Origin of the sequence: Phyllobacterium pellucidum (assembly GCF_013327855.1) — a bacterium.
Lineage (GTDB): Bacteria > Pseudomonadota > Alphaproteobacteria > Rhizobiales > Rhizobiaceae > Phyllobacterium > Phyllobacterium pellucidum.
Genome location: NZ_JABUMX010000004.1, coordinates 98,929 through 114,256 on the forward strand (window position 1 = coordinate 98,929; position 15,328 = coordinate 114,256).

The window sequence follows — 15,328 nt, forward strand, 5'->3', positions numbered from 1 at the left end:
AAGAAACGCAGCATGCGCCACAATTTCAATCTTAATGTACGCCAGGTCAGGTCAAGCGGACCTCGGCGACATCGTCCTTGTAATCTTCCTTCGGATCGACGCCGAGCAGCATTTTGACGCCCGCTAGCAGACTGGATTCGTTGAGCCATATCTCGGCCCGCTCGGCGTCAAACCGCAATAATGTCAGCTTGGGATCGTCCTTGCCGCCTTCAAACCAGGCCGCCACGAACCGGTTCCATAGCCGGTCGATGGTTTCCCGATCATTGAAGACTGTGAGCCCGCCGTGAACGGCAGCAAAAAGGTCGTTACCTTTCGCCGCGAACGTCGCGACAGCTCTGCTCTCGCTCTGCAGGTTTTGTACGAGCGAATTCTCGGTCGAGGTGAAGAAGTAAATGGGACCGTGATCGCCTTCGAGTTGAGCGGTCATTGGACGAGTGTGGCTCTCTTCAACGCCCACCAATCCCAACATCATGGTCATATCGGATTTCAGGGATTTCCAGAATTTTTCCCGCAGTTCCGGTGCAGTTGGCATGTTGTCATTCCTTTCGACGATCGACATGCATAACTGCCGCGATTGCTAAAGGTTTCGCGATCGCACCATTATTTTCCCCCATCGTGCTGCACACCTGCCGCTTGCACCAGGATCAACCTCGCCTACCGCTGGAAGAACATATACAGGCCGCTGAACACAAGCAGAGCCAGCGGCACCAATGGAGCGTACACGATCGCGAGCGGCGCTGGACCGAACGTCATCGAGACAAAATTCGCCAGAATGGTGAGGGTCAGCAGAATTCCGAGCCACCGATGGCTCTGGCGTATCCAGTAGTGCAAGATCATGAGAGCCTCCTTGAAAGAGCATCCAGGATGGAATGTGGCACATGGCAACCTCAACGAGCCTGGACCAGCTTCCAGCCATTGCCCGATGGGTCGCGGAAGCTTGCATCCACGGAGCCGTATCGATCGATCGGTTCTTGGGTAAACTCGACCCCGCGCTTGCGCATGGCTTCGAATGCAGCCTGGCAATCGTCGACCACCAGAACCAGCGGCGGCATCGCACCCTTGGCCACGGCTTCAGCCAGGCCCTGAGCCGTTGCGTCATCGACGGTCGGCGCCTGCGGACGGAACAGGCCCAACTGGAAGTCCGGCTGGTCGGGATGCTGGACGGTCAGCCAGCGATAATCGCCATTGCGCGCATCCGTGTGCACCCGAAATCCCAGCTTTTCGACATAGAACTGAAGCGCTTCGTCCTGGTCATGGACATAGACGCCGGCAACCTGAACACCATTTTTCATGAGTCATCTCCCTTTCGCCCGTCGTGCCTACCCTCTTTCGTTCGCCGGCGCTTCTCCGAAACTGCCATTTTGAGGTGCGGCCTTTGCGCGGCGCTCACGAAACAATGGGGAACCTCCTCGAGATCTCCGGGAACGAGTTGCATTCGTCGCCTTAGTTCGCTTGGGCTTTCACCGGTCACGTCGCGGAAGGTCCGTCCAAACGTTCCAAGACTGTTCCAGCCTGTCTCCAGCGCGATTTCGATGATGGGTGTGTCAGTATCCCGCAAGAGCGCTGCGGCGCGCTCGACCCGGCGCGTCAGCAGGTAACGATGCGGCGGTATGCCGAAGGCGTCCCGAAACGATCGCGCGAAATAGGCTTCCGAGGCGCCGCTGACGCTTGCCAACCGGGATATCGGCCAATCCTCGTGTGGCGCCGCGTCCATGTGGTCTTTGGCACGCAGCAGGCGCCGCAGCAGTTTCAAATCTCTATTCGCGGAGTTCTTGACGATTCTGGTCGGGCGCATAGCCAATGAATGCATGGACTGATGACCGTTGACAATGATAGCGCCCTCGAAAGAGCGGCACTTCATTTTGTCGTCGGGCGTAGCGGCATCTGAAAGGTAAACCTCGTTTCGATGGAAGAAGAGGTTACGACAAGGGAGCCACCATGCGCCTTGGCAATTTCCGATGCGATATATAGTCCAAGCCCCAGGCCTTGTTGACTTGCGCGAACGCCACCACGAAAAAACGGCTGGAAAAGACGTTCCATCGCCTCTTGCGCTATTGGAACGCCGCTATTGGCGACGCTTATCTCCAAAACTCCCGATTTCGTGCCTGCTGAAAACCGGATTGGCCGGCTCGCGTCACCATAGGTAATCGCATTGCCGAGAAGGTTTGAAACCATCTGACCAATACGGTCCCTGTCGCAGTAGACTTTTTCGGTGATGTTGAAGTTCGTCTCAATGGAAATGCCGGGCGTTCCCAATTGGAGCTCTTCTGCAATCTGCTTGAGGACGGGGTCGAGCAGTTCGTCCGCATCAAGCCGCAGCGCGAAGCCACTGCCGAGCCTCCCTCGCGCAAAATCGAGCACGTTATCAATCAGGCCGGACATGCGCTGCACGCTGCCTTGCATCAGGGTAACGATCCTCTGTGCCCGAGGGCTTAATTCTTCTTGCAGAAGCATCCGCGAACCGCCCTCCATCGAAGCGAGCGGGTTGCGAAGATCATGCCCCAGAACCGCAATGAACTGTTCGCGCAACTCCGCTATTGCCAGTTCCTCGCTCAGACCTGCCTCCGCCAGCATCCGTTCGGAAATCGCTTCGCTTTTGGCACCTTCAGCGGCGATTCGCTTGTCGACCAAATCGCGTTCGTAGCGGCGGCGTTGAGCAGCCGGGAAGATGACGACACGGGTAAATTGCAGGTTGCCATCGTCATCCCGCCGCTCTTTTGCGTTAGCAAGCACCGGCAGTTTCTTGCCGTCGCCGGTAACAAAATCGAAAGCGACCTCTTCAAGGAAACCTTGCATGCGCAACAGCGGCGAAAAATGCGTTTCGTAAAACATTCGTCCGGAAAGCGTCAAAAGTTCACTGAATTTCTTGTCGAGAAGGTCGAGCTGTGAAACTCCAATCCAACGCGAGAAGGTGAGATTGGACTTGAAGATTCTGCCGTCGGGGCGAAGCGACAGGTACCCGCACGGTGCGTTCTCGTACAGCTCCGCAAGATCTTCGGCGAATGTGCTGTTGGGATCCTCGGGCACGACTCACACAAACGCCTTGATGGCCGCAATGACTTCGCCGGGCGCACTCAGATTGGGGCAATGCCCCGTAGCGTTCAACATAACCAGTTGGCTGTGAGGAATGTGTTGCTTCACGTATTCGCCTACGTTCTCTGAGGCAATAATGTCTTCCCGGCACTGAAGTATCAATGTTCGCGCTGTCACACGTTGAAGATCGTCGCGATTGTCCGACGTGAAAGTGACCCGCGCGAACTCCTTTGCAATGTCAGGGTCGGTTCTGCAGAAGCTGTTGGTTAGCTCTTCACCAAGTTCGGGTCTGTCCGGATTGCCCATAATGGCTGGGGCCATTGCGGCCGACCACCCAAGATGATTGTCCGCGAGGGACTCCAGCAACTCGTCGATCTGAGCACGACTGAAGCCGCCGACGTATCCACCGTCGTCAATGTAGCGGGGCGATGGGCCGACGAGGATCAGGCTGTCGAAAATCGCCGGGTCCTTCAGCGAAGCAATCACGCCGATCATGGCGCTGACGGAATGCCCGACGAACACTGCACCCTTGAGTTTGAGTTCCTTGCCAATCTCGATAAGGTCGTCGGCGTATCCTTCGAGGGAAGCATATTTCGCGGAGTCATAAGCGCCAAGATCGGAGCCACCGGCCCCGACATGGTCGAAGAGAATTGTTCTAAACTTGCTTTCGAAGGCTGGCGCCACCAACTTCCACATGTTCTGATCGCAGCCAAAACCGTGCGCGAACACCATCGACCGTTCCCCGCTGCCGGATAGTTTGACATTGTTGCGCTCTAAAACGGACACCCGGGACTCCTGATTTCGCAAAACGAAGTTCGACTGTATGCTTTGAAAGCTCGAACACCTAACTGCTTCGCGCCGCAGCAGCTCTTTTTTCGCGCTTGGAGGCTTAGCCGGTCCGGGCATTATCCGCCCCCTTCCGCTTTTCACGTTTTTCCATAGCGATTTATACTCCGCTCCGCGCAAGCTTATCTAACTGTAATTTACAGTAATGTACTTCCACCCTGTCTTGCCTGCCGTCTAACCTGAACGGGAACGCAACGCTGCAGGGAAATCGAGATGTATATCAACAGACGGGCCTTTGTATTAGCTGGCGGCGTTGCCGCAATCAGCCTCACGATAAACCATCCCACATTTGCGCAGACGCTATCGGCGGAAGAAGCTCGCCAGATTGCCGAGGATGCATACATCTATGGCTATTCGCTCATCACGACCGAGGTCACCCGCGTTCAAATGAGCAATGTGCCGAAGGTTGTGGAATTCACCGGGCCGATGGGACAATTTATCAATGTTCCCCGCTATCCGCCCGCGAACTATCGCGGCGTATCAGCCCCCAATGCGGATACGCTATATTCCGTAACATGGCTCGATCTGAGTGAGCCCCAGGTTTTTAGCCATCCGGACATGGGCGACCGCTTCTACTTGTTCGAGGTCGTCGACTTATGGATGTCGGACTCCGAGCAATCGCCGAGCAAACGCACGGCTGACGGAAAAGCCGCCAACTATCTGTTTACCGGCCCGGGCTGGAAAGGCGATGTACCGGCAGGAATAAAGCATTTCCCCATGGCCACCCGCTATATGGTCATCCTCGGCCGCACCTATGCTGACGGGACGAAGGCGGATTACAAGGCCGTCAATGCGTTGCAGGCGCAATACAAGATTACGCCGCTCTCCGCGTGGGGCACTAAAAATTACAAGCCAAAAGCCCCGAAGGTGAACCCTAAGCCGGGTTTCAGCATGAAAGACGCTCCGCAAAAAGTCATTCTCGACATGGGGAAGGAAGGTTATTTCAATCTGATGGCAAAGCTGATGGGCGGGGACGCGCCGCCGGCGGCCGAAGATGCGCCGATCATCGCGAGCATGGCTAAAATCGGCATCGAGCCCGGGAAGCCATTCGAGATGAGTAAACTGGATCCGGCGGTACAGGCGGCGTTGAAAGACATTCCGCAAGCTGCCCTGAAGACGATCCAGGCCAACAAGGAAAAAATGGGCGAGATCGTAGACGGCTGGGTCGTGTCAAAGGGGCTCGGCACATATGGGCCAAATGACTACATCAAACGCGCCACCGTGGCCGCCTTTGGCTGGCCCGCCAATCAGCAGCTTGATGCGGTCTATCCATACACCGAAGTCGATTCGAAGGGTGAAAAGCTGACCGGTGCGAACAACTACACCTTGACCTTTCCTAAGGATCAGACGCCTCCCGTAAACGGTTTCTGGTCAATCACCATGTACGAGATCGACAAGGGCTGGTGGTTTGTACCCAATCCGCTGAACAAGTTTACGGTCAGCCCACGCAACAATCCAAAGCCCAATGCTGACGGATCGTTGACACTTTATTTCCAAAACAAGTCGCCTGGCGCGGACAAGGAGGCTAACTGGCTACCGGCGCCCAAAGGCGCTTTCATTCCGATGCTGCGTATGTATTGGCCCAAGGACGCATCTCCCTCAATCCTGAATGGAAGCTGGAAGGTGCCCCCGGTGGTCAAGGAAAGCTGAGATGGCGGCTTAGCGGCAACTCTGGGTGAGGTTCGGTCAGTTCAGCACGTTCGGCGGGAGCACTCCGTCACCGGCGGCAGACAGCCTGGCCTCAGAGGGCCCGCGCTTCAACGAATTCCACACCACAGCGCTGTGCTCCCCACACGAGCGATCCGTTGCTGACGAGCCGCAACCACCATTCGTCGGGCTTCGGCTAGGTCACGTGGCTGCCGCAAATTGCGGCCTCCACTCATCGCTAATGACTGCTCCGTGGACGCGTCTGCACGGGAGGCATGTACTACTCGCGGATAAACGTAAACGGGAGTAGAATTCACGAGACGAGAAGCGGTTTGGTTCTCAAGAACCTCATAGCAGGCCTACACCTTGTTGGAGAGGGGCCATGGGAATGGATCATGCCGAGCGACGGCTGGTTGCAATTCTCGCCGTCGACATTGTGGGCTATTCCAGACTTGTTGAAGCGGACGAAGCCGGTACGCTCGCAGCAATCAGAGACTTGCGATCCAAAGTTACCGATCCGCTACTTGCCGAATATCGCGGCAGGATAGTCAAGCTTATGGGCGACGGTGCCATCATGGAGTTTGGCTCGGTTGTCGATGCCGTCGTCTGTGCCGTCGCGCTACAAAGAGGAACTGCCACTCACCAAGCCGGCGTAGCGGCAGACAGGCGCCTCGTCTTTCGGATGGGCATCAATCTTGGAGATGTCGTGGTCGAAGGCGATGACCTCCTTGGCGATGGGGTCAACGTCGCCGCGCGGCTCGAGCAGCTTTGCGAGCCAGGCGGACTATTCGTTTCCGGAACAGCGTATGACCAGTTGCCGGGCAGGCTTGAGCTGCCTGTGGAGTTTGTGGGTGAGCGCCACATGAAAAACATCGCCCGCCCGGTGCGAACCTATCGCGTCAGGCTTCGGGGGACGGACATTGCCAAAGCAACGATAGCAGGGCGCTTGCACCGGTGGGCAATTGTAGCGGCAGTCGTCTTGGTCGCGGTTTCCTTGGCCGGTTCAACACTTTGGCTGTGGCCGCGCCAACCGGTTGCTGAGTCGGCCATGATGGCCCGCATGAAGTATCCGCTTCCGAAAGAGCCTTCTATCGCTGTCATGCCGCTCGACGATCTCAGCCCCGGGCCTTCACAGGCCTATTTCGCCGATGGAATAACTGAGGATCTGATTACCGAGCTGTCAGAATTGCCCGGCCTCTTCGTCATCGCTCGACACTCCTCCTTTACGTACAAGGGCCGGCCGACAAAGCTTCAAGATATCGCGGAAGCAATGGGGGTGCGCTACGTCCTCGAAGGCAACTTGAGGCGGGATGGCGACTTCGTACGGATTGAGGCTCAACTCACAGACGCGCTAAACAATCAGCGCGTGTGGGATAAGCACTACGAGGGCAGGATATCGCAGGTTTCTGCGCTTCAGAACAAGCTTGTCGGCGAGATTGGCTTATCGCTTCAAGTGAACGTCCCGCCTTCTGCTGAATCGGCACAGGCAGAAACCACCCCCGAAGCATATGATCGGTTGCTCGAAGGCTTGGGCCATTTGCGTATCGGCACCGACGTCGAGTTGCTCAAATCGATCACGCTTTTTAACGAGTCCCTCAACCTCGATCCTTATTACAGTCGGGCTCACGCTGCAGTCGCCGCTGCGAATTGGGAGATAGCGGTCGCCTGCTGGAACTCGGGTAATTCTGCGTTTCGGAAGGCCATGAGCAGCGTCGATCAAAGCCTGCCGATGGCGATGCTTTACCAGAACGCGCTCGCCTATGCCATTTCATCGGAGGTGCTGGCTGCGCATGGCGGTTATGATCAGGCCCTTATCGCAATCAACCGCGCGATTCAGCTCGACGCCAACGACCCCGAACATCACATCCGCAAAGCACGATATCTCAATGCTGCAGGTCGGGCGCCCGAAGCGGAAGTGGAAGCGCGGCTTGCCATGCGGCTCGATCCGAAATATCCGCCGGAGTATCTCAGGGCCTTGGCTATCTCGCTGTTCCATCAGGAGAAATATGAGGATGCCGTCGATGCCTTGAAATACCTGATAACCCTGCAATGGGATGTGGCCGATGACTACGCTACCTTGACGTCCGGCCTGGGCCACTTGGGAAATTTGGGTGGTGTTCAGCTCAACATGGCCAAATACAACGGGATCACCATACCTTTCGGCCGCGGACCGCTAACTGTTCAGGCAATTGCCTGGCAGTGGTATGTCGATATGTCCGATTATTATCCTGCCTATCGTGACAGGTTGCTCGAAGGATTGCGCAAGGCCGGGGTGCCGGAAGGCGCTGGAACCGACATTGCCTATGAGACCTACGCTAAGGCTGTCAACAGGGTGAATGGCGAGTACTCCGTCAGCGGTGCGCCCAAGCTCGGTGCCGCCGCAGTCAAGCGGCTAATTGATGAAGGGGCGCAACTGATTGATGTGCGCAGTCCAAGGCCATTCAGTCATGCGCATATCCCGGGTTCCATCAATCTGCCGGCGACCAACGTCCTTTCAAAGGCGACACTTTCCGAAAAGGTTGGTGCAAGCAATGCCATCATCTTCACTTGCCAGGCCAAATATTGCGTCGACGCGGCCTTCGCATCGGCCAAAGCCCTGGCTTGGGGATACCCCAGAGTTTCTTATTTCGCTGATGGCATTGCAGCCTGGCAGGATGCCAATTACCCGACTGAGACAAGTTTGACGAAATAGCCGGTCGAGTTCGTGAACTGAGGGCAATATGGGTAGGGCTACATGGCTTCCCAACTTATGTGTCATTCTTCATTCCTTCACCGGTCGCCAGATGACGCGCTTCTTGTTGACGCGATCGCGGTCGTCTTCGTAGGGCATAACTTCGCAGTCTATGGAATTGCAGTCCCGACACCGGAAGGTGAGGCTTGGAAGTGTGCGGCCATGGCCGAGAACAGCGGCCAGGTCAGTCGCCGTGAAGGTCGCGACCTTATCACATTTTCGGCAACCAACCCGCACGAACATGCCGTAGCGGGCCGCCTGTCCCAGATTCTTGATTTCCCTTGTCATGAGAACGAAAAGAGAACAAATTCCTCGAGCGAGTCAAGTGGGATGAACCAGTAATGCACCGGGGCACGCCCCGACAACCATGAAACAATGCTCAACTCGGGGGCTTCGCCGCATTGAAGCGACCTGCTGCAAAGCTGCCAGACCCGCTACAGGACATCCCGGCATGCCTATTTTTGAGACACATCACGCCGAACATTGGTATAGTGTTTTCGCTTGGACACGTTCCATCGGAGAATAGCGTCGTGGCAGGCGATATTGGTCTAACGGGCATGTCTGCCTGCGAGGTGGTCGATCTGTTAAATGGCGGTGAGGTAACGCCGCTCGATTGTCTCGATGCACTTGTGGTTCGCATTGCCGCCGTCGAGAACGTCGTCAACGCACTTCCTATTCTTTGCCTCGATCGCGCCCGCGATCGAGCCCGTCGCCTGCTCCAACAGCCTCTCGGGCGCCGCGGTCGTTTGGCGGGATTGCCTGTGCCGATCAAGGACCTGACAGACGTTTCCGACGTTCGCAGCACCTATGGCTCGACAATATTTGCAGACCATGTTCCCGAACAATCCGACATTCTTGTCGAGAGGCTGGAGGCCGAGGGCGGTGTTGTTTACGCCAAGTCGAACACCCCAGAATTTGGTGCTGGTGGCAATACATTCAACGACGTCTTCGGGACAACATTGAATCCCTGGAATACCGACCTGTCCGCTGCAGGCTCCTCGGGTGGAGCCGCCGTTGCTCTTGCCACTGGCATGGCCTGGGTCGCGCAAGGCTCCGACCTTGGAGGCAGCTTGCGCAATCCCGCAAGCTTCTGCGGCGTAGTGGGCCTGCGCCCAAGCCCGGGCCGCGTTCCTCGCAGTGCACGATTCAAGATCGATGACCTGCTGAGCGTCAACGGTCCTATGGCTCGTAACGTCGAAGACACAGCGCTTTTGCTGGATGCGATGACCGGCGATAGCCCTGCTGACCCTCTGTCGTTACCGCGGACCGAGAGTTTCCTTGCCGCAGCGCGCTCCGGCTGGCGGCCGGCGCGGGTGGCCTTTTCCGCCGATCTTGGCATTACGCCCGTTGACCCGGAGGTCGCCTCGATCTGTCGCGCAGCAGCTGCAAGCTTGGCGGCAATTGGCACGCATGTTGAAGAGGCGCATCCCGATCTCTCGGAGGCCCATGACACGTTCAGCGTCCTACGCGGCATGGCCTTTGCCATAAGTTACGGCGCGCTTCTGGAACCATATCGGGACAAAATGAAGCCGGAAGTCGTATGGAATATTGAAAAGGGGCTCAGCTATTCGATGGCAGATATCGTAAAAGCGGAAAACAATCGCGCGGCGATTTACCGAAGGATGCATGCCTTTTTCGAGACTTATGACCTCCTCCTCTGTCCGGCCACGATCGTTGCCGCGTATCCTGCCAGCGACAGATACGTGAAGGAATGTGCCGGCTACACCTTTCCGAATTATTTCGAATGGCTGGCAATAGCCTACGCAATTTCCCTGACAGCGTCGCCGGCGCTCAGCCTGCCTTGCGGGTTCACCAAAGATGGACGTCCGGTCGGACTACAAATCGTCGGCCGCACCCGCGCCGAGGGACAGGTACTTGCTGCCGCCCGAGCACTGGAACTCCTTTTGGACCTTCATCCACCGACGCCGATAGACCCACGACCGCCCCGCCATGTTTGATTTCATGAATGTCAGTCCGGAAGGCAGGTCTTGGCGCCAGGCAACAGCTGCACACCGATTGTTGATTACTGTTTGTATCCCTTTGCTTGCATGCAGCTATTGATCAGATTGGCTTCTTCCTTCCGTCTGGCAGAACTATCGGAAGCCAAGGAAGCCGTTGCACTCGCGGCCTGATATTTGCACTGCACCATATCATTGTCTGCCGGAGTCGCCGGAGCCTCGCTGTGGACCCACTTTTTTTCGGAAGAAGCACACGACGCGAGCACCATGAGCGGAACCACGATCAGCAGGATACGGCTCCGGGAAAGTTTCTTAGAAAACGTGTCGTTTGAATTTGTAACTGCATTGCGCATCGTTCGAATTCCTCATTCTATGGGTCTATCCTGTGTACGAAGCCTCCCATTTGGTGGCCGACGCGGGTATTCCGTAGTGCAACACTATCGTATTTGCTGTTGATAGTCCCGTATTCGCTGCCGCTCACTAGTGACATCTTCATACGCCACCTCTTTCCGAACGATGCATTACTTGCAAATGTGGCGATACCGCAGCATTTGTCTCTATCGCCTGCGTCTCATGGAACAGACAGGTTTGGCCCGCGTTCCATCACTGAACCATTAATCATTTACGGGTCTAATGACGACGATTGCGGCAGATATGTTTTCAGGCGGCTCGCTCTTCCATGCCCTGACTGCGATGGCTCTCATTGTCGGAGTGTGGCTGTTTTTCATTTTACGCCAGCATATGAGATGATCGATCGGCATGAACAATAATAGAGCCTGGTATCTCCGGATTGCCGCTTTTGCCCTGATCCTGATCGTGTTCCTGGGCGCGAGCGTTTACTTCCTTCCGTCTTGAAGGGTGCAAAAAGCCGGATATTCAACATCAACACGTAATTTTGGAAGGGGCGCGGTTTCTTAGGTGAATGCTGATGGAGGGTGTATACTGCTCAACGGAGGATATATGCTAAAAACCTATTATAATTGCCCTATTTCCGATGAACCTGTTCATGAAGTGCTACCCCGAGACGGCGATTTTGTTGAATTCTTCTGCCCGACCTGCGGACAGTTTCGGATTTCAAATAAATCGATCACATCGATGCGCCGCCGATCGCGCAGCGAGCGAGAGGCCATGCTGACCGACGCCAGGCGCGATGCTCAAGGCGGAGATGGCATTCCGCTCATAAGAGACAGCCATTCACATGCGAGGAAAACAGATGACCAACGATAAGACGACTTCTACATGGAAGAACCGCCCTCCGGGCAAAATCGGAGAAACCTACACTGTCGATCACCTTATGGAAGCGTTTAACCTCAACAGGGATGATCCCGAACAGTTGATCATCAAATTCAACGGTGATTGCGAGCGGATCAATGCTTCGGTCAGCGCGCGAAAGAGTCGCCGTTAGCCACATTTTTTTCGAGCCCCTTTTGCTCACGCTAAAAAGGGCACAATCCTATGGCCTTGCAGGCAAGACATTCTTTCGACTGAAATCAATCTCCTGTCACAAATGAAGGAAACCGATGACGCTATACCTATGGTATTTCATCGTTCTAGGCGGCCCCGTCGTATTGGGCGCCATAATTGCATTCGATATGATGAAGCGCAGGCAATCTGCCAAGCTCAACGGGAAAGCTCAGGCCACCAAAAAGCTTTGTCCCGCGGAATAAGCCATTCGCTAATTTGGCAGCCACTAAAAAGCCCCCTTGCCTACCCGCGCACTTCCCGGAGGTGTTCTCTCACTTCTTCCGGTCACGCGGCGTGCCATAGGCGGCGTCGCGCGGTCGCGAGTACTGATCTATTCTTGGCAAGGTATCATCGAAGGCAATCCAGGGAAGCCTTAACTGCCAATAGGCATGCGCAGCGGGAGCGAAATGTTCAGGATGATCGAAGAAGCCAATCGTCAAATATATCTCGCCGGCTATGCCCTCATCCTCATACCCGATTGAGGTGCCACAGGTACCGCAGAAGCTGCGCACTACCCCACTCGTTCTTGAGAAGGTCTTTGGTGGCTCATGCGTAAAGCGAAATTGTGCCGTTTTGTAACCCACCCAGATCGTCAGCGGTGATCCGATCGCGCGGCGACAATCATCGTCGTGATCGTAGCAGATCCAGAACGGTTCGCCCTCGGCCTCGGCGGTGACTTGCCCGCAAAAGCAGGCGCAGGTTTCCAGCCTTTGTGTCATTCATTTCGAACCAATTGCCTGAAATTTAGTTCCGCGTCGGAAAATTTGCATTTATACATTTTGGATCGATTGCCAAGAATTGGGACCCAGCGAATAAAGATTTGGTCTCGCGATGGTGTAGCATTATTTTGGCGGCCGCTTGGCAACATGCACCACGTCGGGGGAATCCATATGAAGAGCAGTGTCAGAGCCTGGTTTATCTTTGCTTTGGTTTTCATTGCGGCCGCGATAATCTATTTTGGCGTACCACTCATTTGGCATGCCTTGTTTGATCGTCCAGCATAGCCAAGGCGAACGTCCGCTTCCTCTAACGCCCTTCCGGAGAAAAGATGAGGAAACTCAGTTTAACGAGATCTGCTATGTGGGGCGCTATACTTGGATGCCTGCTGATGGCCATATGGATACTCTATACGGGCAGGGCGCGAAGCGTTCCCGCAACAGGATATCTTGTCGAGCTTCTCGGAGGAGCAGCGGTCGGAGCCGGACTGCTATCCCTCATCGTGTGGCTCGTCGGATCCGCCGTGCGCCAGAAATAGCAATCGGGACGATCGCCGCCGATTTTTCCTGTCATCATCGTCTGAAAAGAGGGACGCAGTTCATGTTCTACGCCATCTTGGCCTATCACGAGGAAGAGATTGTCGAATCATGGTCGAAAGAGGAGGACGCATCTTTGATGGCCGAACTTCTGGAAATCGGCGACCGCCTTATAAAGGAAAAGAGCCTGGGCCCGGCGGCCCGCCTTGGGCCGACCCGGCGCGCGGTCACATTGCGCGGCAAGGGAGCCGGTATCGTCACTGATGGGCCGTTTACAGAAACAAAGGAGCAATTGCTTGGCTTCTATGTTGTTGAGTGCCCTGCAATTGAGGGGGCGATCGCCATTGCCCGCGACTTGCGCCGTGCCAATCCGACCGCCGTCTATGAAATCCGCCCGGTCTTGCTCTACCAGTCCGGGGCGACGCTATCAGACAGGGATTGATTGGCACTCCCGGTGGGAGCTCGCTCGACCGCCGAAATATGTACGAGCACGTCTGTACCCCCGCTATCTGGCTGAATGAACCCGAAGCCCTTCTGGGAGTTGAACCACTTAACTGTACCAGTAGCCATGCGCCTCCCCTCTGTTGCAAATAACAAAGTATCGAGGGCAGTGGTAGGATGAAGCCGTGGCATCACCGACGGATGGAATACCCATTGTCGGCTGTCCTTATGACAAACTTGAGTGGCCGACTTTTGCTCTGAACATGGCAATGCCGGCGCCATTACGGTGTCTCACACGGAACAAATGCGCAGCGAAAGGAAGGTTTCATAGGCCGCCGAGATTGCATGCGCTTTAATTCAACCCGCAGATATTGACGGAGATACCCAACTCGGCCGCGAGCGCTGCTTTCGTCCACATGGCTGCGTCCGCCGCCTCGGCCGAGGTGCCATAGGCAACTTGAACATGGTTCGCTTTATGCCGTGCCATCAGGGCGTCGCGATCAACGCCTGTCAGGACGGCGTGCATGATAGGCCATTCGGGATTGGTGGCCCGCGACCGTCGCTCCGTCTCAGCTTCTGACAACGCTACGGCCTGGCCGCGACCAGTATCCATATGAAGCGTGCCCTCTGCCATAAAGATTCGGCTCCACACGAGTTCACCGGCTTTAGCGACACCGCGCAGAGTGCCGCCTCCGGCAGGAAAGAACATTGCCGGTTGGCGGAAGCTTTCCGATCCTGCCCAGCCACCCTCGTGGTGTGCCGGAGGCGCCGCTCCCGAAATCTCGAAGACCCAGATGAAATCGTCGCGGCCACCCGAGCGGTCTATGTCGCCCCAGCGAATATCGTGCAAGGTATTTTCCACCGGCTGGCCAAGCGCGCGATGAACGCGATTGGTCATGACTCCATCGAGCGCTGCGCACTCATCGACTTCGTTGAAATGGACGATCGCTTCGCCCGGCTTGATCGGCTTGCCATCGCGGCCGATGACGTCGGGGCGGTCATCATTATTGAGCATTCCCTCGACGAGATCAGAGGCTGGAAGAAGGTCCTTCAGCCCCTGCTGATACTGAATTCCAACCGCCTCGCAGCCGAAGGCGTCGGCTATTCGCACCACGGCGGTGTACATGCGGCATTGGTCGATAACCTGCGCTTCGGTAAGCTCAATTTTCGGATCGTCACCGAGGTGGAATGTCAAGCCCTTTGCGACCATCCAATTGTACACTTGACGCGCTTCGGTCTCTGATACTTGCATCGTTGCGTGGTAGAGCGTCGATTGGGACAGCCGTTCCTTCCAGAAACCCAGCGGCATCAGGAGTTCGTCGGGGATGATTGCATTGTACATACCCATGCAGCCTTCATCAAAAACGCCAAGGATGACCTTGTCGCGCCGGATGGATTTTGCAAGCTCCCGGCCAAGCCTCGCTGCCTCGGCGGGCAAGCGAGCCTTGTCCAATGCGATGGCATGCGACGTGTCATGCTCGATTCTACCAGTTTCGAGCCACTTCTTTAGTCCAGAGCGAAAGAAGGTGTCGTCGAATGTCTCGCTCCATAGTGTCGAGTAGGCGACGCCGGCTTTGGTGAGGGAACCGTTCAGATTGAGAAGTCCGACGAGCCCGGGCCATTCCCCGGCCCAGTTGGCAACAGTCAAGATTGGTCCGCTGTGGTTGACGAGGCCGGCGAGCACGTGATGCGAATATTGCCAGACCGCCTCGGCGACAATAAGCGGCACCGCGGGGTCGATCGTGGCAAAAATGTCCATGCCTTCGCGCTGTGAGGCGATAAACCCGTGGCCCTTTTCATTTCGGAACGGATGGGCGCGCACGAGGTCGTGGCCTAGACTGGCCAATACCTCGGTGAGTTTCCGCTCCATCGCCGCCTGGGCCGGCCAGCACTTGACATTCGCACTCTCCCGCAGGTCACCGCTGGCGACAAGCATTATCCTGGTCATAATCGTT

At 56.1% G+C, this 15,328-nt stretch carries 17 protein-coding genes; 7 read left to right on the forward strand and 10 right to left on the reverse strand.

Annotated elements, in window-relative coordinates:
* Positions 1-46: 46 nt before the first annotated feature.
* From HQ945_RS17050 to HQ945_RS17075, 6 genes are all read right to left on the reverse strand, one after another.
* Complete coding sequence (locus HQ945_RS17050) at positions 47-532, reverse strand: pyridoxamine 5'-phosphate oxidase family protein (RefSeq protein WP_091923562.1); 486 nt, start codon at positions 530-532, stop codon at positions 47-49.
* Positions 533-654: 122 nt separating this feature from the next.
* Complete coding sequence (locus tag HQ945_RS17055) at positions 655-837, reverse strand: hypothetical protein (protein WP_036814642.1); 183 nt, start codon at positions 835-837, stop codon at positions 655-657.
* A 50-nt stretch (positions 838-887) separates the two neighbouring features.
* Positions 888-1,292 (reverse strand): VOC family protein, encoded by a 405-nt coding sequence (locus tag HQ945_RS17060; protein ID WP_091923259.1) that lies wholly within the window; start codon positions 1,290-1,292, stop codon positions 888-890.
* Positions 1,289-1,753, reverse strand: coding sequence for a helix-turn-helix domain-containing protein (locus HQ945_RS17065; protein ID WP_246272708.1), 465 nt, complete (start codon positions 1,751-1,753; stop codon positions 1,289-1,291). The genes HQ945_RS17060 and HQ945_RS17065 overlap by 4 nt, the downstream gene beginning before the upstream one ends.
* A gap of 104 nt (positions 1,754-1,857) precedes the next feature.
* Positions 1,858-3,027 carry an ATP-binding protein gene (locus HQ945_RS17070; protein ID WP_174208322.1) on the reverse strand — a complete coding sequence of 390 codons (1,170 nt, stop codon included), beginning with the start codon at positions 3,025-3,027 and terminating at the stop codon, positions 1,858-1,860.
* A gap of 3 nt (positions 3,028-3,030) precedes the next feature.
* Positions 3,031-3,819 carry an alpha/beta fold hydrolase gene (locus HQ945_RS17075; RefSeq protein ID WP_343051260.1) on the reverse strand — a complete coding sequence of 263 codons (789 nt, stop codon included), beginning with the start codon at positions 3,817-3,819 and terminating at the stop codon, positions 3,031-3,033.
* Positions 3,820-4,092: 273 nt separating this feature from the next.
* Here HQ945_RS17075 and HQ945_RS17080 point away from each other — a divergent pair, with 273 nt between their 5' ends.
* The 3 genes from HQ945_RS17080 to HQ945_RS17090 all read left to right on the forward strand — a co-directional run bounded on the left by HQ945_RS17080 (position 4,093) and on the right by HQ945_RS17090 (position 10,215).
* Positions 4,093-5,529: a DUF1254 domain-containing protein gene (locus tag HQ945_RS17080; RefSeq protein WP_174208324.1), complete on the forward strand. Its 1,437-nt coding sequence runs from the start codon at positions 4,093-4,095 to the stop codon at positions 5,527-5,529.
* A 385-nt stretch (positions 5,530-5,914) separates the two neighbouring features.
* Positions 5,915-8,218 (forward strand): rhodanese-like domain-containing protein, encoded by a 2,304-nt coding sequence (locus HQ945_RS17085; protein ID WP_343051251.1) that lies wholly within the window; start codon positions 5,915-5,917, stop codon positions 8,216-8,218.
* Between the two features lie 596 nt (positions 8,219-8,814).
* Positions 8,815-10,215, forward strand: a complete 1,401-nt coding sequence (locus tag HQ945_RS17090; RefSeq protein ID WP_081815904.1) for an amidase — start codon at positions 8,815-8,817, stop codon at positions 10,213-10,215.
* A gap of 65 nt (positions 10,216-10,280) precedes the next feature.
* Here the strand turns inward: HQ945_RS17090 and HQ945_RS17095 are convergent, their stop codons facing one another.
* A complete protein-coding gene (locus HQ945_RS17095; RefSeq protein WP_091923267.1) occupies positions 10,281-10,568 on the reverse strand; it encodes a hypothetical protein in 288 nt (95 codons plus the stop codon).
* Positions 10,569-11,175: 607 nt separating this feature from the next.
* On the opposite strand from HQ945_RS17095, the gene HQ945_RS17100 reads away from it, so the two are divergent.
* Together HQ945_RS17100 and HQ945_RS17105 are read left to right on the forward strand one after the other, a co-directional pair.
* A complete protein-coding gene (locus HQ945_RS17100) occupies positions 11,176-11,442 on the forward strand; it encodes a hypothetical protein (RefSeq protein WP_174208326.1) in 267 nt (88 codons plus the stop codon).
* Entirely contained in the window at positions 11,429-11,620 is a 192-nt protein-coding gene (locus tag HQ945_RS17105) for a hypothetical protein (RefSeq protein WP_174208327.1), read from the forward strand. The genes HQ945_RS17100 and HQ945_RS17105 overlap by 14 nt, the downstream gene beginning before the upstream one ends.
* 331 nt (positions 11,621-11,951) lie before the next feature.
* On the opposite strand, the gene HQ945_RS17110 is transcribed toward HQ945_RS17105, so the two are convergent.
* Positions 11,952-12,398, reverse strand: a complete 447-nt coding sequence (locus HQ945_RS17110) for a GFA family protein (RefSeq protein ID WP_174208328.1) — start codon at positions 12,396-12,398, stop codon at positions 11,952-11,954.
* A 389-nt stretch (positions 12,399-12,787) separates the two neighbouring features.
* Here HQ945_RS17110 and HQ945_RS17115 point away from each other — a divergent pair, with 389 nt between their 5' ends.
* Together HQ945_RS17115 and HQ945_RS17120 are read left to right on the forward strand one after the other, a co-directional pair.
* Positions 12,788-12,934, forward strand: a complete 147-nt coding sequence (locus HQ945_RS17115; protein ID WP_155810897.1) for a hypothetical protein — start codon at positions 12,788-12,790, stop codon at positions 12,932-12,934.
* Positions 12,935-12,996: 62 nt separating this feature from the next.
* Entirely contained in the window at positions 12,997-13,374 is a 378-nt protein-coding gene (locus tag HQ945_RS17120; protein ID WP_113281299.1) for a YciI family protein, read from the forward strand.
* Here HQ945_RS17120 and HQ945_RS22920 read toward each other — a convergent pair.
* Together HQ945_RS22920 and HQ945_RS17130 are read right to left on the reverse strand one after the other, a co-directional pair.
* Complete coding sequence (locus tag HQ945_RS22920; RefSeq protein ID WP_113281300.1) at positions 13,338-13,502, reverse strand: cold-shock protein; 165 nt, start codon at positions 13,500-13,502, stop codon at positions 13,338-13,340. The genes HQ945_RS17120 and HQ945_RS22920 overlap by 37 nt on opposite strands.
* A gap of 223 nt (positions 13,503-13,725) precedes the next feature.
* Positions 13,726-15,321, reverse strand: coding sequence for a fucose isomerase (locus HQ945_RS17130; RefSeq protein ID WP_113281301.1), 1,596 nt, complete (start codon positions 15,319-15,321; stop codon positions 13,726-13,728).
* Positions 15,322-15,328 lie beyond the last annotated feature (7 nt).

Excerpts from the sequence above, each read along its gene's own strand:
- HQ945_RS17050 (WP_091923562.1), bottom strand. The coding sequence starts at position 532 with ATGCCAACTGCACCGGAACTGCGGGAAAAATTCTGGAAATCCCTGAAA.
- HQ945_RS17055 (WP_036814642.1), bottom strand. The coding sequence starts at position 837 with ATGATCTTGCACTACTGGATACGCCAGAGCCATCGGTGGCTCGGAATT.
- HQ945_RS17060 (WP_091923259.1), bottom strand. The coding sequence starts at position 1,292 with ATGAAAAATGGTGTTCAGGTTGCCGGCGTCTATGTCCATGACCAGGAC.
- HQ945_RS17080 (WP_174208324.1), top strand. The coding sequence starts at position 4,093 with ATGTATATCAACAGACGGGCCTTTGTATTAGCTGGCGGCGTTGCCGCA.
- HQ945_RS17085 (WP_343051251.1), top strand. The coding sequence starts at position 5,915 with ATGGATCATGCCGAGCGACGGCTGGTTGCAATTCTCGCCGTCGACATT.
- HQ945_RS17090 (WP_081815904.1), top strand. The coding sequence starts at position 8,815 with ATGTCTGCCTGCGAGGTGGTCGATCTGTTAAATGGCGGTGAGGTAACG.
- HQ945_RS17095 (WP_091923267.1), bottom strand. The coding sequence starts at position 10,568 with ATGCGCAATGCAGTTACAAATTCAAACGACACGTTTTCTAAGAAACTT.
- HQ945_RS17100 (WP_174208326.1), top strand. The coding sequence starts at position 11,176 with ATGCTAAAAACCTATTATAATTGCCCTATTTCCGATGAACCTGTTCAT.
- HQ945_RS17105 (WP_174208327.1), top strand. The coding sequence starts at position 11,429 with ATGACCAACGATAAGACGACTTCTACATGGAAGAACCGCCCTCCGGGC.
- HQ945_RS17110 (WP_174208328.1), bottom strand. The coding sequence starts at position 12,398 with ATGACACAAAGGCTGGAAACCTGCGCCTGCTTTTGCGGGCAAGTCACC.
- HQ945_RS17115 (WP_155810897.1), top strand. The coding sequence starts at position 12,788 with ATGGCCATATGGATACTCTATACGGGCAGGGCGCGAAGCGTTCCCGCA.
- HQ945_RS17120 (WP_113281299.1), top strand. The coding sequence starts at position 12,997 with ATGTTCTACGCCATCTTGGCCTATCACGAGGAAGAGATTGTCGAATCA.
- HQ945_RS22920 (WP_113281300.1), bottom strand. The coding sequence starts at position 13,502 with ATGGCTACTGGTACAGTTAAGTGGTTCAACTCCCAGAAGGGCTTCGGG.
- HQ945_RS17130 (WP_113281301.1), bottom strand. The coding sequence starts at position 15,321 with ATGACCAGGATAATGCTTGTCGCCAGCGGTGACCTGCGGGAGAGTGCG.